This is a genomic window from Halopenitus sp. H-Gu1, assembly GCF_041821145.1.
Taxonomy (GTDB): Archaea; Halobacteriota; Halobacteria; order Halobacteriales; family Haloferacaceae; genus Halopenitus.
The window spans coordinates 85,637-111,875 of sequence record NZ_JBGUBC010000001.1 but is presented as its reverse complement, the minus strand read 5'-3'; the positions used below and the strand labels follow the sequence as shown (position 1 = coordinate 111,875).

Annotated in this window: 24 protein-coding genes and 1 tRNA gene; 18 read left to right on the top strand and 7 right to left on the bottom strand. The window is 63.3% G+C overall.

All coding sequences use genetic code 11. From position 1 onward, the window contains the following. Positions 1-13 precede the first annotated feature (13 nt). The 3 genes from ACERIT_RS00550 to ACERIT_RS00540 all read left to right on the top strand — a co-directional run bounded on the left by ACERIT_RS00550 (position 14) and on the right by ACERIT_RS00540 (position 2,536). Entirely contained in the window at positions 14-613 is a 600-nt protein-coding gene (locus ACERIT_RS00550) for an NfeD family protein (protein ID WP_373672845.1), read from the top strand. Between the two features lie 63 nt (positions 614-676). Beyond that, entirely contained in the window at positions 677-1,810 is a 1,134-nt protein-coding gene (locus ACERIT_RS00545) for an SPFH domain-containing protein (RefSeq protein WP_373672844.1), read from the top strand. An 84-nt stretch (positions 1,811-1,894) separates the two neighbouring features. Further along, the gene (locus tag ACERIT_RS00540) at positions 1,895-2,536 is read left to right on the top strand and encodes a winged helix-turn-helix transcriptional regulator (RefSeq protein WP_373672843.1); all 642 of its coding nucleotides are present in this window, start codon (positions 1,895-1,897) and stop codon (positions 2,534-2,536) included. A 53-nt stretch (positions 2,537-2,589) separates the two neighbouring features. Here ACERIT_RS00540 and ACERIT_RS00535 read toward each other — a convergent pair whose 3' ends face one another. Together ACERIT_RS00535 and ACERIT_RS00530 are read right to left on the bottom strand one after the other, a co-directional pair. Next, entirely contained in the window at positions 2,590-3,276 is a 687-nt protein-coding gene (locus tag ACERIT_RS00535) for an HAD family hydrolase (RefSeq protein ID WP_373672842.1), read from the bottom strand. 88 nt (positions 3,277-3,364) lie between these two features. Then, on the bottom strand, positions 3,365-3,613 hold the full coding sequence (locus ACERIT_RS00530) for a hypothetical protein (protein WP_373672841.1): 249 nt from the start codon (positions 3,611-3,613) through the stop codon (positions 3,365-3,367). A 200-nt stretch (positions 3,614-3,813) separates the two neighbouring features. Here ACERIT_RS00530 and ACERIT_RS00525 point away from each other — a divergent pair, with 200 nt between their 5' ends. Further along, positions 3,814-5,625 (top strand): flippase-like domain-containing protein, encoded by a 1,812-nt coding sequence (locus ACERIT_RS00525; protein ID WP_373672839.1) that lies wholly within the window; start codon positions 3,814-3,816, stop codon positions 5,623-5,625. A 179-nt stretch (positions 5,626-5,804) separates the two neighbouring features. On the opposite strand, the gene ACERIT_RS00520 is transcribed toward ACERIT_RS00525, so the two are convergent. Together ACERIT_RS00520 and ACERIT_RS00515 are read right to left on the bottom strand one after the other, a co-directional pair. Next, the gene (locus ACERIT_RS00520) at positions 5,805-6,356 is read right to left on the bottom strand and encodes a DUF84 family protein (RefSeq protein WP_373672838.1); all 552 of its coding nucleotides are present in this window, start codon (positions 6,354-6,356) and stop codon (positions 5,805-5,807) included. A 43-nt stretch (positions 6,357-6,399) separates the two neighbouring features. Further along, positions 6,400-7,173, bottom strand: a complete 774-nt coding sequence (locus ACERIT_RS00515) for a cobalamin-binding protein (RefSeq protein WP_373672837.1) — start codon at positions 7,171-7,173, stop codon at positions 6,400-6,402. A 195-nt stretch (positions 7,174-7,368) separates the two neighbouring features. On the opposite strand from ACERIT_RS00515, the gene ACERIT_RS00510 reads away from it, so the two are divergent. The 5 genes from ACERIT_RS00510 to ACERIT_RS00490 all read left to right on the top strand — a co-directional run bounded on the left by ACERIT_RS00510 (position 7,369) and on the right by ACERIT_RS00490 (position 11,746). Next, the gene (locus ACERIT_RS00510) at positions 7,369-8,325 is read left to right on the top strand and encodes a transcription initiation factor IIB family protein (protein ID WP_373672836.1); all 957 of its coding nucleotides are present in this window, start codon (positions 7,369-7,371) and stop codon (positions 8,323-8,325) included. Positions 8,326-8,433: 108 nt separating this feature from the next. Continuing rightward, complete coding sequence (locus ACERIT_RS00505) at positions 8,434-9,144, top strand: type I 3-dehydroquinate dehydratase (protein ID WP_373672835.1); 711 nt, start codon at positions 8,434-8,436, stop codon at positions 9,142-9,144. Positions 9,145-9,314: 170 nt separating this feature from the next. Beyond that, positions 9,315-9,638, top strand: coding sequence for a DUF192 domain-containing protein (locus ACERIT_RS00500; protein ID WP_373673061.1), 324 nt, complete (start codon positions 9,315-9,317; stop codon positions 9,636-9,638). Positions 9,639-9,731: 93 nt separating this feature from the next. Then, positions 9,732-11,369, top strand: a complete 1,638-nt coding sequence (locus tag ACERIT_RS00495; protein WP_373672834.1) for a (R)-citramalate synthase — start codon at positions 9,732-9,734, stop codon at positions 11,367-11,369. Positions 11,370-11,440: 71 nt separating this feature from the next. Beyond that, complete coding sequence (locus ACERIT_RS00490) at positions 11,441-11,746, top strand: hypothetical protein (protein ID WP_373672833.1); 306 nt, start codon at positions 11,441-11,443, stop codon at positions 11,744-11,746. Positions 11,747-11,777: 31 nt separating this feature from the next. Here the strand turns inward: ACERIT_RS00490 and ACERIT_RS00485 are convergent. Further along, a tRNA-Ser gene (locus tag ACERIT_RS00485) sits at positions 11,778-11,862 on the bottom strand. Positions 11,863-11,999: 137 nt separating this feature from the next. Here ACERIT_RS00485 and ACERIT_RS00480 point away from each other — a divergent pair. Both ACERIT_RS00480 and ACERIT_RS00475 read left to right on the top strand, forming a co-directional pair. Further along, entirely contained in the window at positions 12,000-12,767 is a 768-nt protein-coding gene (locus ACERIT_RS00480) for a P-loop NTPase (RefSeq protein ID WP_373672832.1), read from the top strand. After that, a complete protein-coding gene (locus ACERIT_RS00475) occupies positions 12,764-13,384 on the top strand; it encodes a hypothetical protein (RefSeq protein WP_373672831.1) in 621 nt (206 codons plus the stop codon). The genes ACERIT_RS00480 and ACERIT_RS00475 overlap by 4 nt, the downstream gene beginning before the upstream one ends. 37 nt (positions 13,385-13,421) lie before the next feature. Here ACERIT_RS00475 and ACERIT_RS00470 read toward each other — a convergent pair whose 3' ends face one another. Further along, complete coding sequence (locus ACERIT_RS00470) at positions 13,422-17,120, bottom strand: UvrD-helicase domain-containing protein (RefSeq protein ID WP_373672830.1); 3,699 nt, start codon at positions 17,118-17,120, stop codon at positions 13,422-13,424. Further along, positions 17,117-20,311, bottom strand: a complete 3,195-nt coding sequence (locus ACERIT_RS00465; RefSeq protein ID WP_373672829.1) for a PD-(D/E)XK nuclease family protein — start codon at positions 20,309-20,311, stop codon at positions 17,117-17,119. The genes ACERIT_RS00470 and ACERIT_RS00465 overlap by 4 nt, the downstream gene beginning before the upstream one ends. Positions 20,312-20,485: 174 nt before the next feature. Between ACERIT_RS00465 and ACERIT_RS00460 the strand changes: the two genes are divergently transcribed. The 7 genes from ACERIT_RS00460 (at position 20,486) to ACERIT_RS00430 (ending at position 26,071) form a co-directional block, all read left to right on the top strand. Further along, positions 20,486-21,928, top strand: a complete 1,443-nt coding sequence (locus tag ACERIT_RS00460) for an NUDIX domain-containing protein (protein ID WP_373672828.1) — start codon at positions 20,486-20,488, stop codon at positions 21,926-21,928. Positions 21,929-22,058: 130 nt separating this feature from the next. Next, positions 22,059-22,484 carry a universal stress protein gene (locus tag ACERIT_RS00455; protein ID WP_373672827.1) on the top strand — a complete coding sequence of 142 codons (426 nt, stop codon included), beginning with the start codon at positions 22,059-22,061 and terminating at the stop codon, positions 22,482-22,484. A gap of 118 nt (positions 22,485-22,602) precedes the next feature. Further along, entirely contained in the window at positions 22,603-23,064 is a 462-nt protein-coding gene (locus ACERIT_RS00450) for a 6-pyruvoyl tetrahydropterin synthase family protein (RefSeq protein WP_373672826.1), read from the top strand. Continuing rightward, a complete protein-coding gene (locus tag ACERIT_RS00445) occupies positions 23,064-23,840 on the top strand; it encodes a 7-carboxy-7-deazaguanine synthase QueE (RefSeq protein ID WP_373672825.1) in 777 nt (258 codons plus the stop codon). The genes ACERIT_RS00450 and ACERIT_RS00445 overlap by 1 nt, the downstream gene beginning before the upstream one ends. A gap of 105 nt (positions 23,841-23,945) precedes the next feature. Beyond that, positions 23,946-24,635, top strand: coding sequence for a 7-cyano-7-deazaguanine synthase QueC (queC, locus tag ACERIT_RS00440; protein ID WP_373672824.1), 690 nt, complete (start codon positions 23,946-23,948; stop codon positions 24,633-24,635). A 135-nt stretch (positions 24,636-24,770) separates the two neighbouring features. Beyond that, positions 24,771-25,724, top strand: coding sequence for an AEC family transporter (locus ACERIT_RS00435; protein WP_373672823.1), 954 nt, complete (start codon positions 24,771-24,773; stop codon positions 25,722-25,724). Between the two features lie 188 nt (positions 25,725-25,912). After that, the gene (locus ACERIT_RS00430; RefSeq protein WP_373672822.1) at positions 25,913-26,071 is read left to right on the top strand and encodes a hypothetical protein; all 159 of its coding nucleotides are present in this window, start codon (positions 25,913-25,915) and stop codon (positions 26,069-26,071) included. Positions 26,072-26,239: the final 168 nt, after the last annotated feature.

Here is a 26,239-nt window from a genome sequence, read left to right as displayed (position 1 = left end):
CCCTACTCCATGTATGGAGCTGCTGTTCCAGTTGGACCTCTTCGGGCCCGAGACGCTCCCGCTTTTGCTGTTGGCGATCGGGTTGGCGCTGTCGGTCGCCGAGGCGATCGCGCCCGGTGCCAACTTCATCGTCGTCGGGATCGCTCTCCTGGGGGCAGGAGCGGTCGGGCTCGCGTTCGCTCCGCTTGCGAGCCCCTTCCTTCTCGGGGTGTTCGCGCTGTTCTTCGGGGCGATCGCCTTCTACGGCTACCACGAATTCGACATCTACGGCGGAAAGGGACAGCGGCAGACGCGCGACAGTGGTTCGTTGACGGGAACGACCGGTCGCGTCACGGAAACAGTCACGGAGACCGGCGGGGAGGTGAAACTCTCCGCGGGCGGATTTAATCCTCATTACTCGGCCCGCTCGATGGACGGTTCGATCCCCGAGGGAACGGAGGTCATGGTCGTCGATCCCGGCGGCGGAAACGTCGTCACCGTCGAGTCGCTGTCGGCCATCGAGGACGACATCGATCGCGAGCTGGCGGCCGATCGAACGCACACTGCGGACGTCGACGTCGAGACGGACAGGGCACGGGATCCGGACGTGGAAACGGAGACCGAGAACGGCTAGCGGCTCCGGGTTTGGCTGAGCAACCGACCGAACGCTTATGGTTGCCATGTGTTAATCAGACGTATGGATTTGACCGTCCTCCAGACCGGATTCGGGCTTGCACCGATCGGCCTGCTGTTTCTGGTTTTGGTCCTCGTCGCGATCTGGCAGTCGATCGAGATCGTCGACGCCTACGAAAAGGAGGCACTCACCGTCTTCGGGGAGTATCGACAGCTGCTCCAACCGGGTATGAACGTCATCCCGCCGTTCGTCTCCAGAACCTACGCGTTCGACATGCGGACACAGACCCTCGACGTCCCGAGACAGGAGGCGATCACCCGCGATAACTCCCCGGTTACCGCGGACGCGGTCGTCTACATCAAGGTGATGGACGCAAAGAAGGCGTTCCTCGAGGTCGATAACTACAAGAAGGCGGTCTCGAATCTCGCACAGACGACGCTTCGGGCCGTCCTCGGCGATATGGAACTCGACGACACGCTCAACAAACGCCAGGAGATCAACGCGAAAATCAGAAAGGAACTCGACGAGCCGACCGACGAGTGGGGAATCCGCGTCGAAAGCGTCGAGGTTCGGGAGGTCAATCCCTCCCAGGACGTCCAGCAGGCGATGGAACAGCAGACATCCGCGGAGCGCCGCCGTCGCGCGATGATCCTGGAAGCGCAAGGGGAACGTCGTTCGGCCGTCGAGCAGGCGGAGGGGGACAAACAATCGAACATCATCCGTGCACAAGGGGAAAAACAAAGTCAGATCCTCGAAGCACAGGGTGATGCGATCTCGACGGTCCTCCGTGCGAAATCCTCGGAGGCGATGGGCGAACGTGCGGTGATCGAACGTGGAATGGAGACTCTGGAGGCGATCGGCCAGGGCGAATCGACGACGTTCGTGCTCCCACAGGAGCTCACGAGCCTCGTCGGGCGGTACGGCAAACACCTGACCGGCTCTGACGTCGAAAGCGAAGGTGAGGGGCTCGAAGCGCTCGAGTTCGACGAAGAGACCCGACAGCTGCTCGGTCTCGACGACATCGACGAGATCCTCGGACAGATCGACGAGGCGGCGGAGATGGACATCGAGGAACTCGAACAGGAGGCTGAAGCCGTCAAGTCCGGCGATGTTGGCCATATCAAGCCCCCCGACGAGGTGATCGAGGAGATGGACGAGGCGGTTTCCGAGGAGAACCTCGAGACCGAATCCGAGTAACCGTCGATCACGGGCGAATCGCTCGTGTCAGGGACCACCACGCTGAGCGACGAGTTTTTACCCGATGCTCGACACTCTTCAGTCGTGACCGACGACGTCGACGAACGAAAACGGCGGACGCTTCGGCGGTTTGCCGCCCTCGGAGCGGCCGCTCCGTTCGTCGGATCGGCGCGTGCGACCGGCGGGGACGACGACTCGGCCGACCGACCTGCGGACAACGAGACCCGCGAGGCGATCCGAGGGTACGTCGCGACTACGCCCGGCGCCCACTTCTCGAAGATCCGGGACGATCTCCGGCTCGGCACCGGCGAGACGCAGTATCACCTCCGTCGGCTCGTCTCAGCCGACGATCTCGAATCGTTGAAGGACGGCGATTACCGACGATTCTATCCTGCCGGTCGGTTCGATTCGTCCGACAAGCAAGCGCTCGGCTATCTCCGGCGGGAGACGCCGCGTCGAACGATCCTTCAACTCCTTCGCGATCCGGCGGCGACCGGATCGGAGATCGCGTCCGCGATCGGCGTCTCCCGGTCGACGATCAGTTCGGCCGCCGCGGATCTTGAGGCGGCAGGACTCCTCGATCGGGAGGACGGTTATACCGTCCGCGATCCCGAACGCCTCATCGTGTTGATCGTCCGCTATGCCGATTCCTTTGGTCCCGACGCCAGGGAGTTCGCGGACGACGCCGCGAAACATCTTCGATATGACTCGTCTCCGACCGACTGACTCGGATAGCCGATCGTTCCTCTTCGCGGTGAGCTGTCGTTTTCCCCTGTGTTCTACTCTCCCCCGAGATCCGTGACGATCCGAACTGCCTCTCGTAGCGACGGGACTACGTGGTCCGGTTCGGACGCAAGCGTCCCCACGTCCACGTGTGGCCGCTCGATGAGGATCGACTCGAGGCCCACACGTTCGGCGGCGAGAACGTCCGTGCCGCGATCGCCGACGTAGTATCCCGATTCCGGGGTCCGAACGTTGAGCGCCGCAAGTGCACGCTTGAGGAACTCCGGATCCGGCTTCTTCCGGTGGTAATCGGCGATCGTCGGATTTCGACCGATCGCGACGTCGAAGCGGCCGGGAAAACAGTAGTCAGCGACGAATTCCGCAGTTTCTCGGCGGTTGTTGCTCACGAGACCGGTCGGTAGCTCGTCGGGAAGCTCCAGCACCGCCTCGGCGTCGGGATACAGCGATCGTTCGCCGGATCGAATCCGGGCATTGGCCCGCCGGGAGGCAGATGACTCGCGTAACTGCCACCACTCGTCGCAGTCGATTCCCAGCGACCGACACGCGTCGGTCATCTCCGCCCGGTACTCGCTCGCCTCCAGGACTGATGCGTGGCCGTCGTCGATCCGTCGGATATCGTACTCACGGAGGGCATCGTGTGCAGCTGCCCGGTACACGCCGGGATCGGTCCTGTCCCCCTCAAGAAGCACCCCGTCCATGTCGAATAACGCGACCTCGGTCACGCTCGTCCGTAGTCGCCCGGGTGCAAAAAACGCGCTGGACGATGGGTGTCTCCTCTCTCGATCGAGACGTTCGTCTCCGATCGGACGGTTATCGTTCGACCATCCACGTCGTCCCCGACGAGTAGCCCCATTTTTCGATCGACAGGTCGGTCGATGCATCGCGAACCGACCGAATGTTCGCCCCGACCTCCTTCGCCGACAATCCCAGATCCTCCGCGATGAGCCGCGATTTGAAGTACGTCTGGCTGTCCACGTTCGATCGGAGGTACGCGAGGATACGGCGTTGCTTTTCCGTGAGGTTCGTGCCCGTCGTCTGCCCCGTGGACGTGGTGCTCATATACGTATGGAGACGCCGCCGACAAAAGGGTGGTTTGGTAGGATCGGCTAACGCCGCGCCGTCGGTCGATCAGCTCGTCGCTCGACGCCTACTGGTCCTCGATAGCGGGGGTGGTGGGTACGATCCTCGAAGCGAGTCGGGGATTTGAACCATCGGTCGCTTCAGAAGGTACTTACCTCGGCCGGGGCCATGTGGCGACAATGAACGGGTCCACCGGCGATCCGACCGTGAGCGTGGTCCTTCCCGCCTACAACGAGGAGGCCACCCTCGAGGATACCGTCGAGACGACGCTCTCGACGCTCGCCGGGTTCCTGTCCGAGGACGATTTCGAAGTGATCGTCGCCGAGGATGGCTGTGCGGACCGGACACCGGAGATCGCCGATCGACTCGCGGCGGCGGATGACCGGGTTCGACACGTTCACAGCGACGATCGGCTGGGACGTGGCGGCGCGCTCGAACGCGCCTTCGAGGCCGCAAACGGGGACGTTCTCGTCTACTTCGATACCGATCTCGCGACGGATATGTCCCACCTCGAGGAGCTCGTCGAGTCGGTCCGGTCCGGTGAGTACGATCTTGCCACGGGGTCCCGATGGATGCCCGGCCGTGAGGCGGAGCGTCCTGCCAAGCGGGGCATCCCCTCGCGCGGGTTTAATCTCCTGGTTCGGACGCTTCTCGGATCGGAGGTTCGCGATCACCAATGTGGGTTCAAAGCGATATCACGCGATGCCTTCCGTGACCTCATAGCGGACGTCGAGGACGACCACTGGTTCTGGGACACCGAGCTATTGGTACGGGCCCAACGGGAGGGGTACCGAATCAAGGAGTTCCCGGTCTCCTGGGAGCCGAAAGGAGACACGAAGGTCGATCTCGTCCGTGACGTCCTCGGGATGGGATCACAGATCGGGCGCCTGTGGTGGCAGTTGTCGGTTCGACCCCGGATCACGCCGCGAGTGAGCTTTGGCGCCGGACTGCTTTTAGTCGCGGTCGCGGTCGCGTTGATGTCGACGTACATCGACTTCGGGGATGTCCTTCGCGAGATGCGCCGAGCTAATCCCCGCCTCCTCGGGGTTGCAGTCGTTCTGTACACCCTCTCGTGGCCCATCCGCGGCTATCGGTATGGAGACATTCTTCGCGAACTCGGCTTCGTCGAACGGTCCGGATTTCTCACCGGCGCGGTGTTCATCTCCCAGACCGGCAACCTCGTGTTGCCCGCCCGTGGTGGCGACGCCGTTCGGGCGTACATCGTGAAGATGCGACGATCGATCCCATATCCCTCCGGATTCGCATCGCTCGCCGCCGAACGCGTCTTCGATCTCCTGACGCTTGCCGGACTCTCCGGCGTCGTCCTCGTCGGCTACACCGCCTCGGGGCGTCTCGGTGAAGTGATCGTCGCGATCTCGGGCGGCCATCCGGCGGGGCGAACGGCAGCCTTCGTCGCGATGGGCGTCGGCCTGGCCGCCATCGCGACCGTGCTCGGAGTGGTGTTTTCGGCGCGTTCGGACACGAACCGGATACGGTCGATCGTCTCCCGGATAAGCGGAGATTCCTATGGAGAGGCAGTCGCCGACGTTCTCGAGCGGTTCGTCGGTGATCTCCAGCGGGTCGGTGGCGATCCCATCGCGTTCTCGCGTGTCGGGGCAACGAGCATCGCTATCTGGGTGATCGACGTTCTCGTAGCCGCGCTGGTCCTCCTCGCGCTCGACGTCGTATTGGACCCCGTAACGCTGCTTGCCGTCTGTTTCTTCGCGGTGAGCGTCGGCAACCTCGCGAAGGTGATTCCGATCTCCCCCGGCGGGATCGGCCTCTATGAGGGGGCCTTCACCGCCCTCGTCGTCGGACTCACCCCGATCGGAGTCTCGACGGCACTCGGCGCGGCGGTCCTCGATCACGCCCTCAAGAACGTCGTGACGCTCGTCGGCGGGGTCATCTCGATGCTGGCGCTCAACGTCTCACTCACCACCGCCGTCGAGGAGACTTCGGACGTGAACGAGACCGACGCACTCAGCGAGTGAATAGTCGAGATGGACCGTTTGCTTGATCCTCAACACGACCATTGTGAACCGTTGAGAGGCCCTGTCCCTGGCGTACAGACGATACGGACGGCTGACGCTCCCGGAACGTCCGTATCGTACACCCGCATTCCGTTCCGGGACGGCTAGCGAAACACGGGGTGGCTGTGCCTCTCTCGGAGTTAACCCTCGGGGCGATCGTTCGCCTCGTAGCGGTCCGTGAGGAACGGTGCGAGCGCGCTCGAAACGGCGACCGCAAGCGCGTCCTCCCGATCGACGCGTCCCGCAGTGAAGACGCCGATCGCTCCCCGCCCCGTCGCGACGTCGTCCTCCCCGAGAACGTCGTTGATGACCGGCCCGAGTTCCTCGCCGTTTCGGACACGTCGTTCGATCTCCACCGGCAGTCGGACGCTCGGTCCCGAACCGGATCCGATCGTCGTTCCGTCGTCGACGACAGCCCACATGATCACAAACAACCCCTCGACCCCTTCGAACTCGGCGACACCACCCTCCAGTCCCACGCCGAGGTCGTAGCCATTCGCGACGACGTTTCGAGCCCGTGTTCGGGCACCGCGGATGGTCTCAGCGTGGCCGCGGGGTTGTTCGCTCACGCCCGTTTCGACCGGGATGGCCTCGATCGTACTCGGCGAGTCGTCATCGAGCGTGGCGTCGCCGACCGCCGTTACGACCGCCTCGCGTTTCACCGGGTTCGAACTCCCGACGCCGATTCGCATACCGGTCCTCGGCGGGGCGAGAACAAGTCGGTGTCGGTGGGCCTCACTCTTCGCGGAAGGCCTCGGGATGGAGTGTCTCGGCGAGTTGCTCGATGCCAGCAAGCAGGTTCGGGCTGGGTTGGTTCAGGAGATCGTCGTTGAGGACGTGTACCTCCGCATCGAGGTCCCAGCCACGATCGTGAACCACGCTCGGATCCACGCGATCGCCATACCCACACGGATGAAGGACCACGTGGTCGGGATCGTGAGAACGGACCGTCTCCTCGTCGATCTCCCGGGAGCGCTCGCCGGGATCGACGAACGGATACTGACCGCCGGCCGTCCGGACGACGTCTGGTACCCAATTCCCAGCGGCCATCGGCGGATCCATCCACTCTTCACAGTAGACGACGGGTCGGGACTGGTCGGATCTCTCAAGTCGTTCGGCGACGGTTCCTGAGACCACGTCGATCCGATCACGAGCGTTCTCCACGAGGCGTTCGCCGGCATCCGGGCGGCCGATCGCGGCGCCAACGTCCGCAAACGAGGCCACCACCTCTGCGAGCGAGGCGGGTTCGTGGTGGATCACGTGGTGATCCCGCTGACGGAGTTCCTCCGCGATCTCCGCCTGCAGGCCGTCGCTGGTGAGGACGACATCCGGATCGAGTTGGTCGATCCGATCGAGATCGGGCGTCATCCATCCACCCACGGAGACAGGGGACTGTCCTGACTCGACCGCACAGTGGTGGGTCACGCCCACGAGACGGTCGCTTGCACCCAGTGCAGTGATCGTCGCAGTGGCACTCGGCGCCAACGAGACGACGCGCGGGGAATCCATAGTCACCGATCGATCGCCCACGACAAGGGCGCTTTGGTACTCCGTCCCGCCCGAGACAGAAGTAGTCGCCGATGATCGTGATCATTCATTCGATTCTTTGCCGGATGGATTCCGGTCCTTTTAAGTGTTGTTCGCCCGTCCTTTACGTAAGCACTTCCTCGGTTCTTATTGATCCGTCCGAGGGGGATGGCACCTATGAGTGAACGCACACACATGCGGGAGAGAACGTCCCAGCGCGAAACTGAAAGCGACGAAGGACTGAGTTGTCCGGAGTGTAACGGCCACGTGGTCACCGACGAGGAACACGGCGAGACGGTCTGTTCGGACTGTGGGCTCGTCGTCGAGGCCGACTCGGTTGACCGCGGCCCCGAGTGGCGCGCGTTCGACTCCCGCGAGAAGGACGAGAAATCGCGAGTCGGCGCCCCCACGACGAACACGATGCACGATAAGGGCCTGTCGACGAACATCGACTGGCGAGACCAGGACGCCTACGGCCGATCGCTTTCGGGTCGCCAGCGCCAGAAGATGCAGCGACTCCGCAAGTGGAACGAGCGGTTCCGAACGCGCGACTCCAAGGAGCGCAACCTCAAGCAGGCACTCGGTGAGATCGACCGTATGGCCTCCGCGCTCGGCCTCCCCGACAACGTTCGTGAGACGGCCTCGGTCATCTATCGCCGCGCGCTCGACGAGGACCTGCTTCCCGGTCGCTCGATCGAGGGCGTCTCGACGTCGTGTGTCTATGCGGCCGCGCGGATGGCCGGCGTTCCGCGCTCGCTCGATGAGATATCGGAGGTCTCCCGCGTCGAGAAGTCGGAGATCGCCCGGACGTACCGATACGTCGTCCGAGAGCTCAAACTGGAGGTCAAACCCGCCGACCCCGAACAGTACGTCCCCCGGTTCGCCTCCGCGCTCGAACTCTCCGATGAGTCCGAGATGCGTGCGAAACAGTTGTTGAAGAACGCGAAAGAGAAAGGCGTTCACTCCGGTAAATCCCCGGTCGGGTTGGCTGCTGCCGCCGTCTACGCCGCCGCGCTACTCACAAACGAGAAGACGACGCAGGCGGCCGTCTCGGAGGTCGCAGACATCTCCGAGGTCACCATTCGAAACCGCTACCACGAGTTGCTCGAGGCCGAGGAAGGCCTCATCGCGTAGTCGGCGGTTTCGATCTCCTCCGTTTCGATTCCGTTTCTCCGTCGGCTCGGCTCTCTCGCCTAACGGTCGACAGGCACTCCTAAGTCGGTCCGGGACCCAGATGTCGACATGTTTGAGGAGTTCGTGCTCGCGGCGAGTACAGCGGATCCCGCCGAGGCCACTGCGGCTCGGTCCGCGGCGGATGCCATCGAGTTTCGAATGGATCTCGCGGAGGACCCCCTCGCCGCGCTTGCCAACTCCGAGTGGACGCTCCCGGTCATCGTCACCGACCGTGCCGACTGGGAGGGCGGCGAGGCCGACTCGCTTGCACGGTACGAGGCGCTCACGGAGGCGGTCACCCATGACGCAGTCGTCGCAGTTGACATCGAACTTGCGGCGCTTCGTGGTACTGCGCCGGACCCCGATATCGAGCAATCCCACGCGAACGCGCTCCGGGAGACGGCCCGGGAAGCGGGCGTGCGTGTGATCGCCTCCGCACACGACTTCGAGTCGACGCCGCCAACTGAGGCGCTCGTGGATATCCTTGCTGACGCCGCGCAGGCGGGTGACGTCGGCAAGGTCGCTACGATGGCCACCTCCCGGGATGACGCGCTCGCGATGTTGCAAGCGACCCGTGAGGCGACCGCGGCGGGGCACACGGTGGCGACGATGTGTATGGGCACCCCCGGCAAACACACACGCGCCGTGGCGCCCGTGTATGGCTCGCGGATCGGGTATGCCCCGATCGACCCCGCGAACGCGACCGCACCCGGGCAGTATCCGCTGACGACGCTTCGGCGACTGGTCGACGACCTGATCGGGGACGAGGGCGAGGAGTGACCGCGTTCTCGTCTCCAGTTTCGGCTCCGGACAGTCGAATCCGTCATCGGCCCGCTGGTTTCGACTCGACTTCCAATTCGGGACGTGACTCGACTTCCGACTCGGAGGGTAACTCGGCTCCCAGCTCGGTTCCCGACTCGGACACCGGTGACGCCTCGACCGGTCGGACGATCGCAACCGATGTCGAAATCGCCGACTCGACGCTTTCGAAGGCGAGAGGACTGATGTTTCGACGATCGATCCCCGACGACTACGCGCTCGTGTTTCCCTTCGAGACGGCCGAGACACGAACGTTGCACATGCTTTTCGTGCCCGTTTCGATCGATGCCGTCTGGGTCGTGGACGGTACCGTTACGCAGACGAAGCGACTGCGTCCGTTCGTCGGGATCGGGTTCGCTCGCGGTGATACCGTGATCGAACTGCCGGCCGGATCCGCTGCCGCCGTCGACCCAGGGGATGCGATCGACGTCATCGAGACCGGTCGGGAGTCGTGAGTCGTGCCGGCGAACGGGTATGTTTACCGGCAAAACCCGATAGCTTATTAGTGTGGCTCTCCACCTCACGAGTACGAATGACACGAAACACTCGTGGCAATTCGGAGGATAGAGGAAGTCGCCACACGGCGGCTGGCTGTGAAATTCTCCGGTAACAACGACTATCCGGCCCGCCCTTCTCACGACGGGCCGACCGAGGATACCGTTTTCACCCCGCTTTCGGACCGCGATTCCGTTCGATTGCTCGATACCACCCTTCGCGACGGCGAGCAGATGCCCGGCGTCTCGTTGACCCCGGATCGGAAACTCGAGATCGCTCGGGAGCTGGATGCCGTCGGCGTCCACGTGATCGAGGCTGGTTCCGCGTGCACCTCGGAGGGTGAACGCGAAGGCATCCGCCAGGTCGCTGCCGAAGGACTCGATGCGACCGTCACGAGCTTTGCCCGTGGCGTACAATCCGACATCGATCATGCGCTTGCGTGTGGAGTCGACGGCATCAATCTCGTCGTCCCGGCCTCCGACCGCCACGTCGAGACGAAAGTCGGATCGACCCGCGAGGAGGTCCTCGAGACCGTCGAGGAGCTCGTCGTCTACGCGAAAGACCACGACCTGTGGGTCGAACTGCTCGGCGAGGACGGCTCGCGGGCGGATCTCGACTACCTCGAACGGATGGCTCGAACGGGACTGGATGCGGGTGCCGACCGATTCTGTTACTGTGACACCGTCGGTGCCGCCGGACCGGAACAGACCTTCGAGATCGTCTCGCGGCTCGCCGCGGTCGGGCCGACCGGGGTCCACACCCACGACGACCTCGGGTTCGGGATGACGAACGTCCACGCCGGCCTCCGTGCTGGCGCCGATTTCGTCCACGCGACGGTAAACGGCGTCGGCGAGCGTGCCGGCAACGTCGCCTTAGAGGAGGTCGCGATCGCCCTCGACAGGTGTTATGACATCGAGACGGTCGATCTCGAGCAGCTCTATCGGCTCGCTCGGACCGTCTCGGATGCGACCGGCGTCTCCCTGCCGCCGAACAAGGCGGTCTGCGGGACGAACGCCTTCGCGCACGAATCCGGGATCCACACCGATGGCACGCTGAAGGACGGCGCCATGTACGAGCCGTACCCGCCGGAGACCGTGGGCCGTGAACGTCGGCTCGTGCTCGGGAAACACGCCGGACGCGCGGGCGTTTCGGCCGCACTTTCCGAACACGGCGTTGACGTCACCGACGATCAGCTCGCGTCGATCGTCGAACGCGTCAAGGACCTCGGTGACCGCGGCAAGCGCGTCACCGACGCCGACCTGCTTGCGATCGCCGACGACGTCCGCGAACGGGAACGCGATCGCCAGGTCGAACTGCTCGATCTCACCGCGTCCTCGGGGTCCGGACTCCCCACGGCGTCCGTTCGCCTGCGGGTCGCCGGCGAGGAACGGGTCGCTTCCGGACACGGCTCCGGTCCCGTCGACGCCGCCGTCGCCGCCGTCCGCGAGGCGCTTGCCGATGAGGACGTCGAGTTCGAGCTCGAGTCCTACCACGTCGATGCGATCACCGGCGGCACCGACGCAGTCGTCACCGTCGTCGTTGAACTCTCCCGCGGCGACCGCACCGTCACCGTCGAGGCTGCCGAAGCCGACATCACACGCGCAAGCGTCGTGGCCATGGTCGACGCACTCGACCGGCTGTGTGGCGACACGCTCAGTCAGTCCAGCGAGCCGGCACCGGCCGACGACTGAACGACTCGCTCGCCCCCGACGGTGACGGGCGTCTGACGGGGTTTTTATCCGATCGCGTCCGACCGACGGACGTGAGCGTCGTCGTCGCGATCAAGCCGTCGGCACGAAAGCGAAACGCGAAAGTAGGAACTATCGTCCTCGAGGAGGGCTCTCGCCGGGAGTTCGCCGATCGCGAGGCCGCGGAACGATGGGCAGCGGACCTTTCTACGGGTGACGGTCACGTCTGGATCGCCGCGGCTCATCCCGAAGACGGCGGCGAGGTCGACTGTTATCTCCTCTCGCGAGCGACGAACGCGAAACTCGAGGCGGCCTACGATAAGCGTCGCCGACGACTTCGTGAGGAAGGGTCGACACAGCGATCGCTGGATGGGGCATAATCGACCGCTTTCAGCGTCAAAACGGGAGGAGCGCCGAGGAAGGGATTTGAACCCTTGAGTCCGTATGGACAGCAGATTTCGAATCTGCCGCCTTGGCCAGGCTAGGCTACCTCGGCTCACGTGATAGTACTCGATTTTATATGAAAGGGGTTTCGATCCCGAATCCCGCCGACTGCGTGGCGACCGTCTCCTGGAACGTCGTCGTCGATCCGCTCCCGTGCCACTTTTAGGCGGCCGTGTCGAGTACTGATCGATGGTTGAGGCGTTTGCGGTCGCCAGCGGGAAAGGGGGGACCGGCAAGACGACGAGCACGCTCGCACTCGGAATGGCGCTTTCGGCGGACCACGACGTGACGGTCGTCGATGCCGACACCGGGATGGCGAATCTCCTGTTTCACGCCGGTCTCGACGACGTCGAAGTAACGCTTCACGATCTCCTCCTCGAGGGGACCGCCACGGACGTCTCCGCCGCGAGTTACGACCGATTCGGGATGACCGTCGTTCCGTGTGGTACCTCCCTGTCCGGGTTCGAGCGAGCGGATCCATCCCGGCTTCGGGAGGTGATCGCACAGCTGGCCGCCGGAACGGACGTGTTGCTTCTCGACTCGCCTGCGGCCCTCGGATCGCGGTCGGCCGTGTTGCCGATCGTCCTCGCCGACCGGGTCGTGATCGTGAGTCAGCCAACGATTCCCGCCATCTCGGACGGGCTGAAAGTTCAAGAGTACGCGCGGGCCTACGGGACTACGACCGCCGGCGTCCTGTTCAATAAGGTCCGTGAGAACGCCGATCGCGTGGCGAGTCAGGCCGAACGCCACTTCGGCGGGCCGACGCTCGCGCAAGTGCCGGCCGCGGAGGTGGTCCGTGAGGCTCGTGCGGCTGGTGAGCCGCTTCTCGCGTACGCCCCCCAAAGCATCGTGGCTGATGCCTTTCGGGAGGCCGCGGCGGCGATCGACGTTCGCGATCGCGACGGCGGCGAGGTGGCGGACCGGTTCCGGAGCGCGGTCGTCCCCGACACGGTATGACCAAGCGCGATCGAACGGGCCGGCGCGCTCCCGGCCGCGATCGCGACGACGACCGATCGTTCGCGCTCGGTCACGTTCCCGTCCCGCGTGGCGAACTGCAGTGCTCGCACGTCGTTTCCGACCCCGCCGACCCGCTCGAGACGGCACTTTCCACCCGATTGACCGGATACCTCGTGCTCGTTCCACAGGAGACGTTGCTTTTGGACGGCGACACCCACGGTGTGGTAACCTTCGAGGATGGTGTGCCGGTACTCGCATACAATCCCGCCTCCGATCGTGGCGGCTCCGCTGCGCTCGCCGACGTCGCGGTCGCCGGGCCTTACCGGATCGAACTCCACGAACTGGCCGCGAACGCCCTCGATCGGCTCCACGAGAACGAGGCGTTCCGCGTTCCTCCCGGCATGCCCGCTGAGGAACTGGCCGACGCGCCGGCGCTTGCCGATCGAACCCGCGATCGGGCTCCGTCCGAACGACTCGTGGAAAGCGATCCTTCTTCGAGCCATAGCGCCGTCGAGTCGTTTCTGGCTGACGACGACCGGATCGACACGCTCCGCGAGCAGGCACGCGAGGAGGCCGCCGAACGGGCCGCCGAGTGGGGACTCGATATGGAGTCGTGATCGAAGGCGACCATGACATTGTCGCCGGCTCCGCCCGTCAAGACGTTCGATCGCTCACGTGTGATCGAACGATCGCCTCGAGGTCGTCGAGTTCGGCCGGCTCAAGTCGTCGAGTTCGGGACTCTTCGGCATCAGTAAAGTACAGTGACAACTCGACCGCTCGCAGTGGGTCGCTTTGATGAAGTGCCACGGCATATGCGTCCAGTTGTGGCCAATACTGTTCGGATAGCTCTCCGATTGACCGGTCACTCGTATCGTTGGTCTTGTAGTCGATGACGTGGAACGCGTCCGGCGTAATCGCGAGATGATCGATATCACCCACGACATGTGCTTGCTCGAACCGGGCGGTGACCGACAGTTCCGCTCGACTGCTCACGATATCGAGGGTCGCCTCTCGGTCGTTCACGAACGCGAGTGCCCGCTCACAGTACGTCTCGATACGCTCGAGATCCTCACGCAGGACGTTTTCGCCGGTCCGCTTTGCGACGTCTCGGGCGAACTGATCCCACCGTGAACGGTCGAGGCGGGTTTCACAGATTCGGTGAACGATCGTTCCGAGCGTCGTCGGTGACAGTCCCTTCTCGGGAGCGCTCCCGTCGCCGTCGGCCGCATCCTCGAGATATGTCACGGAGTCGCCGGTTCGCATCGACGCGTAGTCGGTAGCGGTGACGACGATCGTTCGACGATGCGCCGCTGGGGAGGGGATATCGATCCGGAGCGAGGGCTCCTCGGAGTCGTCATCCCCGTGCCAGTCGTCGATCGGTGGCTCCGGGCGGCGAATCCTGTAGGTGCTCTCTCCGAGGGAGTTCCGGACCGCATCCGTGGTTGTCAGTTGCTGCGGTGTGGTTTCCTCGTCGAGGAGAATCGGTTGAAGCCAGTCGCGCCAGCGGGTAGCTTCCTCGGGGTCGTCGGGCTCGGCGAGACGGTAGTCGTCGCCTTCCTCGTTGATTTCGTGGAGGCCGCTGAACAGCAGGTGGTCCCGGGTGCGGGTCGCGGCCACGTACAGCAGTCGCTTGAGTTCGGCTCGCTCGTGCCGACGGACGCGCTCCCGAACGACGCGTCTGGCGAGGGTGTGTTCGTCGGCGAACGCATCGTCCGGCGTCGGGGTCTTGAGACCGATCACCGGCTCGCGGCCAGTACCGGTATCGTCTCCAACGTCCAGCTCATCGAAGAGGACCTTGCCGTCGTCGTCGACCGCCGTCCCGAAGTTGAATCGGGTGCCCACCTCCGGGACGACGACGATGGGGAACTCGAGGCCTTTCGCGGAGTGGATCGTCCGGATCTGGACGCCGTCGACGTCTTCCGGAATCGTCGCCTCGTCGGCGTGTGTCTCGACGTCCTGGCGGAGCTCCAGCCGCGAGCGGAGTTCGGCAATGGTCTTGATGCCGGCCTCCTCCCAGCGGCGAACCTGCTCGCGGAATCGGTTGACGTTCACGGCGGCTTGACGGGGGCGCTCGTCACCCGCCACGCTGGCGATGTATCCCGATTCGTCGATGATTCGAGAGAGTAGCGTCCCCCAGGGCGTCGTGCTGTCGGCAGAGACATCGGGATGGGTTCCAGCCAACTGACGCCACCGCTGAAGGCAGTCGTAGGCGTCGGCCAGGTCATCGTTCACCCGATCGCTGTCCGTGTTCCCAAGCGCTCTCCAGAGGTCCTCATCGACCACCCGGAGCGGGGCGAGTTCGTCGTCCGGAATGCCGAACAGCGTGGACCGCAAAATGCCATACAGCGCGATATCATCGTTGGGATTCTCCAGAACGCGCAGCAGGTTCAAAAGCGCCGTTATCTCGGGAGTGTCGTAGTAGCCCGTCCCGCTGACGACCGTGTAGGGTACCCCATACTCATCGAGCGCTCGTTCGTACGCCGTTAGCCGAGTCCGCGAACGGAGGAGAATGGTAACGTCCTCCGGCGAGGCGTCATCTTTCTTCTCGCCGTCCACGTCGTAGACGGCAGGTGGGTCCGCAAGGAGTCGCGTGAGCCGGGCCGCGATGGCGTACGCTTCGCGCTCGCCCGTCTCGGTGAACCGGGGCGTCCCTTCCAGATAGCCGGGTGCATGGAGTTCGTCGTGATCGTCGTCCGGCACGAGGAGGTACTCACAGCGACCGACGACGTCGGTTCCACTCTCCCGCGCTGGCGTGAGTTCTTGTGGCCGTGCCTCGAACGGTTCGTACTCGTCGCCGAAGGCGTCGAACACCCCGTCCCCGTCGAACAGTTCGTTGCAGAACTGGAGCGTCTCCTCGACCGTCCGGAAGTTGCCGCTGAGTTCTCGATTCGTCTCGACGCCGTCGGGGTTTGCATCCGCGAGTTCCTGCCGGGCGTCAGCGAAGGCGGTGACGTCGGCACCCCGAAAGCGGTAGATGCTCTGTTTTTCGTCGCCGACGAGGAAGACGTTTCGAGCGTCGAAGTCCTCCGTGTCGTCACTGGTGAGCAGCCGAACGAGTTCCCACTGGCGGGGATCGGTGTCCTGCACTTCGTCGACCATGACGTACGCGAACTGCTTGCGCAGGCGCTCCCGGACGGCCGGCGTGTCCTCCAGAAACCCGATGGTCGTTTCGACGAGGTCGTCGTAATCTTGGACGTTCCGCTCGTCTTTGACCATCTCGTAGGCGTCGCGAACGCCGTCGTACAGCCGTGCAAGCGCGAGCACGTAGTGGGCACTCGCCCGATCCGTCTCGACGCCGAATTCGAGGCTTTCGGGGTCGATAGTATCGAACAACGTCTCGATGGCGGTCTCCAGACGGTCCTGATCGGACTCGCGACCAGCATCACTCCATCGGCCTGCTGATCCCCAGTACTTCCAGTCGCGGCCGTCGCGGCTCCCCTCGTTTGTCGTGAGATACGCACAGAGGTCGTCGAGGAATCGTTGACGGCCCCGGCTCGACGCGTTCTCGTTGAGGGGATCGTACTCGTCGAGTAGTCGAGTGACGGTCTCGACGGTGTCGGCGCCGTCGTCGTCCGTCGGTGCCACGTCGTCCAGCACGCTATCCGCCTTGAGATCGCGAATCACCGCGAACGCGGTACGGACCTCCTCTTGCGCGAATAATTCCTCAGCGAAGGACGGACTGATCGGATGGATGTCGTCCCAGACGTAGTCCACGTAGTCCGCTGGCGTCTCGTTTCGCCACCGGTTTGCCCAGTCGTCGCTCTCGGGACGCTGCTGGATGAGTCCGACGAGGACGTCTTCAAGCGTCGCCCGGTTCCAGAGGCGAGCGAGCCGGCTGACGTCGCCGTCGCCGACTTCGAGACGATCATCGAGTTCCTGTCGGACGACCTCCCGGGCGAGTACGGCGGCATCCGTCTCGTCGTACACCTCGAAGTCGGGCGTGACGGGTGCGTCGACGACGTGTTCCCGGAGGAGACGGGCACAGAAGCCGTGGATCGTATGGATGTAACCGTCCTCGAGATCATCCCTGACCGTCCGCCAGCGGGGATACGACTCCCGGTCGGCATCGTCAAGCCGGTCACCGATCGTGTCCCGGATCCGGTCTTGTAGCTCGTTGGCTGCATCGTTCGTGAACGTGATCGTGACGATCTCCTCGGGTCCTACCTCCGGTTCCGCTTCGAGAATATGGAGGTACCGCTCGGTCAGCGCCGTCGTCTTCCCGGTGCCGGCACCTGCCGTGAGTGCGACGTTGTGGTCGAGTTCCAGCGCGGCGGCCTGTTCTTTCGTCAGGCGGAACTCGCCGGTTGCCGCTTCGCGGCGATCAGCCACGTGATCGTCGGTGTTCTTCGTCATCGATCGCCACCTCCGAACTGGTCGAGAAGCGACTCCTCGCGAGCATAGCGGGGAACGTATCCGGGGCGGTCGTCGGCATCGATAGCATCGACGACCGCACGTCGCTGGTGGTAGCGAACGTCGCAGATGTCGCTATACTCACAGTATTGGCACTTGGCGGTGTCCTCATCGAGCACCGTGGGCTCAAATGCACCGCCCTCGATACCGTCGACGATGGATCGGACACGGCGTGGTGTCACGGCCTCGATGAAGCGTTCGTAGTCCTCGTCGGTCGCGTCACCGTACCGCGAGAGGTAGTAGCGAAGCGTCCACTTCTCGCTCACGTCGTCGGGTGGATCGAGGACGTAGAACGCCGCATCAAGCGGGGTTTCGACGCCCTCGCGTTCGAGCTGATGCCCAGCGGCGAGCGCATACAGCGGCAGTTGGAACTCGATGCCGTCGATCGTCGATCGTGGTGACCGATCGCCGGTCTTGTAGTCGTGAACGAGGCCCGTAGCCGGTTCATCGGTGCGATCGACGGTGACACGGTCGATACGGCCACCGATCGGGACGGTTCGTCCGTCGGGCAGTTCGAGGTCGAACGTCGCGTCCTCGTCGTCACTCAGATCCATTCCGACCTCGAACCAGCCCGGATCGTCGTCCCGATCGCGTTCGGCATCGAGGAATCGCCCCAGCAGTCCCCGAGATGGCGCGTGAATGCCGGCCTCGTCAGCGTGGTAGTAATCGTTGCGTTCGGGGTCAGCGAGACCGGCGAACAGCGCCCGCAACCACCGATCGTAGAAGGTATCGTCGAACGGCAGGACTTGCTCCGCAAGCGCCCGCTCGCCGGCGGCCACCATCCGGGCTTCGAGATCGACGGGATCGTGGGTGGCGAGGTCGACGGGATCACCGGGGGTGTCCTGGAGGTCGGTATAGAACCCCTCGAGGATCGCATGGACGAGGGATCCGAGATCGAGCGGATCCGGTTCCAGTTTATACTCCTCGGGCGCTTCGATGTCCAGCACTCGTTCCATGTAGTATCTGAACCCACATCGTGCGTACTGTGTGAGTCGTGTCGGACTGTAGGGTTCACGCTCGTCGGGTGGATGGAGCGCGTCGACCGTCTCGGGATCGAGAAGCCCATCGTGCTCGGTTCGGGTGGGTTCCCTGCGGTGTTCCGCACACCTGACGCCGCGGCGGACTCGGGTCATCACGTCGTCGTCAAAGACGCCTGCTCCGTGGGCTTGCTCGACGGCGTCGCTGGCTGCCCGGCTGTCACTCGTTCGGCCGACGGCGCGTTGAACGTCCTCGCGGTAGCCGTTCCCGAGGTCGTGATCGGTGGGTTCGAGATCGGTGACGCGAGTGAGTTCATCGAGCAGAGCGGATTCGAGAAGCGGGTCGTCGTCCACGGTCGATCGCGGCGTCGTGATGAAGACGCTGTTCGCACTCGCGAGCATCGTCGCGAACTGGTAGCGAGCGACCTCCCTGTCAGTCGTTGCGTCAACGCCTGTCAGGCCGTCCTCGAGTTCCTCGAAAAAGCGTGGGCGGTCCTGATTTGGGGGGCTGTCTCGAGTCGTCATCCCGACCAGATAGAGGTGATCGTACGACTGCATGAACGCGTCGCGAGGTCCGACGACCTCGATGGCGCCGTCGGTCGCGTTTCGTGGGGGCGGCACGCGAACCTGATCAAGCTCGTTGCTCACCCGGCCGAACACCTCGTCCACCTCGAGCGTTCGGACGACCCGTTCGATGGCGTCCAGCACGCGATCGACCCGGCTGTAGGCTCGGCTCTCCATTTCGGCGTCGAACGTCTCCGCCTCCTCGTTGATGGTCTCAACGTTCGTCTCCAGGGCGACATGATCGAAGAGGGTTCGAAGCGCGTCGAGGGTGGCAACGCCGGCCGCGTCGGTGACCCGATCCGTTACGGTGAGCAGCTCCTCGACGGTGGTTCTGGAGTCGTCGTCGAGTTCCGTCAGGAGTCGTTCGTGATCGTCGGTGGGGAGACGACGTGCGAGGTCGGCGACTTCCGCGCCGTCGACTCCGTCGAGTCTCACGGTGGGATTGGTCGCGAGTCGGGCCAACAGCTCCGCTCCGGGATCGCCCTTGCAGGCGGTGACGAGATCAAGCATCGCGGTACCGACGTTCGTCTGGTACAGCAGTTTGTTGGCGACGCTAACCGTCTCGACGCCGTGGGCTGGGATGAGGTCCTCGACGTGTTCGCGGTAGGAGATGAGTCCAGGGACGACGACTAACACGTCGTTTGGGTCGACCTCGTCGTCGGCGAGACGCTTCCGGAGCGAGCGGGCGACTCGTCGGATCTCACGGTCAGGTGTCGGCGCTTGGACCCACCGGAGAACCCCCTCCGTGAGTTCGTAGTCGGAGTCGTCGCCCGGCGTGTAGAGCCGGCTTGCAGGCCCGACGAGTGGCGCCGGTTGATCGGGCGTCACGTGACGGATATCATCGGCATGCTCGCGGTAGAACGCGGCTGCATCCGCCGCGACTGCGTCGGCGCCGGCGTTCGGACGGTCGTTCACTAACGGAAGCAGCGTGATACTCGGGATCGAGTCGGCGAGTCGGTCGATGATGGCGCGTTGATTGGTCGAGAGATCGTAGTACCCGGAGACCACGACGACGTCGGCGTGCGGGAGTAGATCCGCCATGGAGTCGTCGGCTTCGAGCACCCGCCGATAGGCCTGACTTTGAATGTACTCTTCGCCGGTCATCGTCCGGCTCCGGTCGTCGGCGAACCGATCGTACGTGGTTTCGAGCACTTCGGCTGCGCGGTCGGGAACGGTGCTCTCCGCGAGGAGTGATTCGATGGCGTCCGTCGTGTCGTAGCCGTCGGCTTCGAGCGTGGTAACGACATCAAGCACCGCATCGCGATGGCGATGGGCGTCGTCGAGTACGTGGTCGTTCTCGAGCGTTCGGAGCGCCTCGTCGACGAGTTGGCGTCGCGTGAGTGCATCGAGGAGGGTGCGTGGACCAGTGAGCGCCTCGTAGCACTCACCCACCAGCTGATCGAGACCGGTCACTTCGAGTCGGAGTGGATCTCGGTCACGGGCCCAGGCGTCGGCCACCTGGTCCATGCGGTGGTCGTTTCGTTCGAGCCATAGGATGCTCGTCGGAGCGTCGTCAGCGATGGCGTCGGCGCTCTCGAATGCGTGTGTCTGTAGCGGCTCGTAAGCGGGCCCGTAGATGAACTCGTCAGTCACGTCCCTCTATCTGGCGTTGGAAGGGAGAAGTAAATTTCCCCGGCAGCAGCGAATCCGTCGACCTCTTCGGAACCGAGACGAAGTGCGGAATCGTCGGCCGAGAGAATCCGGGGCGAACACCGGGGACGGAGTACGTCCGAAAACAACACCCTTCTGGCTCGTTTGGGGTTCCCTATGACTGATGCTACCGGGGACGGATCGACGGCCGTCGTCACCGCGTTTCTCCGCAGCCGTGGTGAGGTACTGCTCATGCGCCGCAGTAACGCCGTTGGAACCTATTCGGGCCAGTGGGGTGGTGTCTCCGGCTTCGCCGAGGGCGACCCGGACGAGCAGGTCCGTGTCGAGATCCGCGAGGAGACCGGCCTCGAAGTCGGTGAGGAGGTTTCGTTCGTTCGCTCCGGTGAGCCGGTCCGGTTCGAGGACCCGGACGTGGGGCGGACGTGGGCCGTCCATCCGTATCTGTTCGACTGTGCGGAACGCGAGATCGAACTGAGCGACGAACACGACGCCTTCGAGTGGGTTTTGCCGACCGTGATGTTGACTCTCGATATCGATATCGATATCGAACGCGAGGATGCCGTCGACGGCCGAAAGACGGTTCCCGAACTCTGGACGGCCTACGAGCGTGTCGCTCCGACGGTCACCTCGATTGCGGCTGACGAGGAGCATGGAGCGGCAGTCCTGTCGATTCGTGCACTTGCGGTGCTTCGCGACCGGGCCGGGCTACTCATCGCCGAGCGCGGAAGGACGGCGTCGTCCTCATCGCCTCGAAACGGCGTCAACGAGAAACGGATGGTCCCAGATACGAGTACCCGCGCGTTCGACACCGATCCCGAAGGTGAGTGGGACGAACTCGCGGATCTCGCCCGTCAGTTGCTCGACGCCCGGCCGTCGATGGCCGTCCTCCGAAACCGAGTGAACCGGACGATGACCGAAGCGAGGGACACGTCCGACGTCGGGAGCGCGACTGCCGGCGCACCGGCCGTCCTCGAGTCGACGCTGTCGAACATCGATCGCGCATTCGAAGCCGACGCCGCCGCCGCGGCGAACGCGAGCGAGCGGATCGACGGGACCGTGATGACGCTTTCACGGTCGGGGACCGTTCTCGATGCCCTTCGCGAGGGGACTCCGTCGCGTGTGTTCGTCGCCGAGTCACGGCCGGACCGAGAGGGGATCGACGTCGCCGAGGAACTGGTCACAGCCGACGACGTCGACTGTCCCGTGGTGGTCCATACCGACGCTGCCGTCGCGCACGTCCTCTCACGAGAGGATGTCGACCGCGTGGTGGTCGGCGCGGATACGGTGGCCTCTGACGGCTCCGTTGTGAACAAGACGGGAACACGGAGTATGGCACTCGCCGCCGATCGAGACGGCGTTCCGGTCACGGTCGTGACCGCTACTGATAAGATCTCGACCCGCGAGGCGGTGACTCTGGCGTCCGGCGATCGATCAGCGGTATACGATGGTGATTCGCCGCTCGACGTCTTGAATCCGATCTTCGATGTGACACCACCCGATCGTATCGACGAGATCGTCACCGAACGGGGCTCACTCGAACCGACCGACGTCACGGACATCGCCACGGAGTTCCGAACGTTCAAGCACTGGAACGATTGACGCGCACATCATCGAATCCAACCCCGTTCGCTGATACGTCCGGTCACTCCAGTGAGAGCCGCCGCCGGTCACCCTCCACTCGTGAGAAATCATGGAAAATTTGATGATTGTATACGATAAACCCGGGGTCATGTATCGAATTCTGATGCCGGTAGACTCGAACGAAGAACGCGCACTCAATCAAGCGAAGTTCGTTGCGTCTCTGCCTACTGCCGCTGAAACCGTCGAGGTGATCTTGATGTTCGTGTTCCAGGGAGAATCAGGGTCGGCGCCCGAGGAACTCAAGGAATTTGAGCGAACGATCGGGCGGGTCGGATCGGTCCGTCGCGCGACCGAGTATCTCGAGGAGAAGGACGTTGACGTGAGGCTGCTTGAAGAGAGCGGCGACACGGCGCAGGGGATCATCGAGGATGCCGACAGAGAGGACGTGGATCTCATCGTGCTCGGTGGGCGCAAACAATCGCCCGCGGGGAAGGTCCTTTTCGGAAGCATAACACAGTCCGTGCTTCTCAAAACCGATCGTCCAGTTACCGTCACCGGGACTACAAGCGAGTAGCTACTGCTCCGCTGATACCGGCGTCTACGAGTCGTGTCCCCTCGATGTGTATTTAGCGAATCGCGTTCGATGGGTGCCGAAACTCAATATTTATATATTCGCCGAGTATTCTTTGAGTATGACTCAAAGCTTATTGGAGGATGATCGAGAGGCGACGCCTCTCGATGAGACGGGCGAACGCACCCTGTTGATCGGGGAGGATACCCCGATCAGGATCAGTTCGGGTCATCGGATTCTGCATCACGATGGGAAATGCTCGCGACCCCACGGGCACAACTACGAGATCACGGTCGAAGTGACAGGGACGCTCACCGAGGAGGGCTGGGTCGTCGACAAGGGCGACGTGACGGACGTAATAAACGACTGGGACCACATGTTTCTCGTTGAACGGGGGGACCCGCTTGTAGAGGCGTTCGAAGCCTCGGGCGATGAGGAGTCGCTCGTCGTGTTGGATCACCCGCCGACGGCAGAAGTGATGGGGGTGCTCCTCGAAGACCGTCTGATCGAAGCGTTTCCGGACACGGTTTCGAACGTTTCGGCGACGGTTCGAGAGACCGGGGAGCTCTGTGCAACGTACTAATGCCGGTTGCTAACGACGTTGGGGACCTCACAGCGGACGCTGCGGCGACTGATGAGGGCCTTCCGATTAACGAGGTGTTCTACTCGATCCAAGGTGAGGGGGCGCTCGCCGGCGTGCCGTCCGTGTTCGTTCGGACCTCCGGCTGTAATCTCCGGTGTTGGTTCTGTGATTCATACCACACGTCCTGGGAGCCGACCGGGGCGTGGCTGGATATCGAGTCGATCGTTGACGACGTCCGGTCGTACGAGCAGGCCGACCACGTCGTGTTCACCGGTGGGGAACCGTTGATTCACGCGCAGTCAGTGGCGTTGTTGGACGAACTTGCGGACTACGGGTATCACACGACGGTGGAGACGAATGGGACGATCTACCGGGACGCGGCGATCGATTTGGCGAGTATCAGTCCGAAACTCGCAAGCAGCACTCCGACACCGGAACGTGACCCGAACGGCGACGGGGGGTGGGCGGACAAACATGCGGACCGTCGTCTCGACATGGACGCACTCACAGCGCTCGTGGACGCCTACGACAGCCAATTAAAATTCGTCGTCACTGACGAGACGGACCTTCCCGAAATCACTGACCTCGTCGAACGCGTCCGTGAATCGACGGTGACGGACGTCCCGAACGATGACGTGCTGCTCATGCCGGAGGGGATGACGCGTGAGCAGTTGGCTGGAACGCGAAGCGACGTCGCGGAACTCGCCATGGAACACGGGTACCGGTACACACCCCGACTTCACGTTGCGTTGTGGAACGACGCTCCAGGAACATGATGACACGACACACCCACGAGGCCGGCACCGGGCCGTCCACGTCTGGTCGAGCGCAGAAACGCACCGCTGAGAATCACCGACCGACATCGCCGACGACATCCACACATGAGTAACGACCGAGCAGCCATTCTGGCATCCGGTGGAATGGACAGTGCGACGGCAGTGTATGAGGCACTGGACCGTGGATACGAACCGTACCTGCTCCATACGTCCTACGGGCAACGAACCGAGGACAAAGAGTACGAATGCGCGAACGCACTCGCTGCGGAGGTTGATGCGGCCGACTTCCTCCACATCGAGACCGGACATCTCTCTCAAATCGGAGCCTCGAGCCTCACGGATGCGGAAATGGACGTCCCGGACGCGAATCCGGATAGTGACGAGATCCCGACGTCGTACGTCCCGTTCCGGAACGCAAATCTGCTATCCATGGCGACGTCGTACGCCGAAGCCAACGACTGTTCGGCAGTATTCATCGGCGCACATTCCGAGGATTTCTCCGGATATCCGGATTGCCGGCCGGCGTTCTTTGCGGCGTTCCAGCACGTCATCGACGTGGGTACGAAACCCGACACGGAAATCGAGCTGATCGCGCCGTTCGTTGACTGGTCAAAAACGGAGATCGCTGAGCGAGGCCTCGAACTGGGCGTCCCGTACGAGATCACGTGGTCATGTTACCGGGACGAAGCACCCGCCTGCGGGACGTGTGATGCGTGTGCGTTCCGGTTAGAGGCATTCCGGAACGCGGGTGAACGCGATCCGATCGCGTACGCGGAGCGACCGACGTTCTCGTAACCGAATCATCTCGAAGTGACATCCTCCCGTTCCGACGAACACACAAAATCCCGATCCGACGAACACACTGGAACCGTTCTGTGGGTCCTGTGTTTCCGAGCCCTTTTTTACCGGACCGTCATATGCCGCGCAAGGATGTCGCTCGTTTCCGCGTTTACGTCGGCTATTCTTCCTATTCTCGCGATCATGGGGTTGGGGTACGTGATCACCATGACGCTCGATATCACGCTCGAATCCCTCAATGACGTGGCGCTGTACGCCTTTCTCCCGGCACTCGTGTTCCACAATCTCGCGACGACGTCACTGGGTGGGGCCGTGCTCGTTAAAGTGGTCATCGGCGTCGTTTTCTTCGTCGGCGCGATGTGGATGGTCTCCGAAGGCGTCGGCCGGATCGCGGGCGTCACAGAACCGTTTCGAAGTGCCGACGTGCTGGCCGCCATGTTTCCAAACGCGGGTTTCTATGGTGTGCCCCTTGCAGCCTTCGCATTCGGTGAGGTCGGCCGGACGACGGCTATTCTCTGGATGACGGTCCAGGCATTTTTGATGTACACGGCCGGCGTATACGTCGCCTCTCGGGGCGGGGGCGAGACCGGGTGGGGTGCAGTCCGCTCCGTTTTCCGGCTGCCGCTGATATACGCGATTTTCCTCGCTCTCTTCGCGAGGTGGGCTGACGTCGTTCCTCCGGACACGGCGGTGGCGATGCAGACCATTCAGATGGTCGGTGAAGCGTCGATTCCGCTCATGCTCGTCGTCGTCGGTGCGCAACTGGCCGACATGGAGCACACGTCCTTTACCAGCGTCGTCTCTCCGTCTGCACTTCGATTGTTCGTGGCGCCGACGGTAGCCATCGCCGTCGTCCTCGCGTTAGCGTTCGACAATCCCACGATCGCTCGAACGTTCGTCGTCCTGTCGGCGACCCCGGTCGCGGTGGTGCCGCTCGCGCTGGCCATCACCTACAGCGACGATCCCGAACGGGACGGGAAGGTGGCCTCCGAACACCTCACCGCGACCATCTTCGTGACGACGCTCGCCAGCGTCCCGGTGTTAACGGTTCTCATCACCGTGATGCAATCCGGGATCGTTTTCTAACTCCGCCGGCGTCAATTCGACTGCGCGGCGACCTCGTATCCGGATTTCTCAACTGCTGCGGGGAGCGCATCGAGAGAGCACGAGCACGCCTCGCTCGGGCACGTGATCGCGACGATCCTCTGGCACACGATGTTCCGGATGCGGTCCGTGTAATGACGAACATATCCGGTAAGACGGGATCTCAACTCATGAACCGGACCGGCCGCCTCGTTGAAGAGGGCGAGACGGTGACCGACGACGGCGTCCGGCTACTCGTCGAACCCATCGAGAACAACCATATTCTGGAGGTGCGGAGTGAGCCATCCAGCGCCGAGACCACAACTGCGGAATCACAGGATGAGGTGTGATGAAGACGGATCCACGAACTGCGAACTCGGACCCGCGCGGCAAAGCATACTGATACTGCTCATCGTTGACCGGTGGATCGGCAACGTGAGGAATGTAACCGCTATATTTTGCACGCTGTTTCTGACAGGCAACAATCAGATCGGGGGCCACGGAGGTTCCTGAGTGGT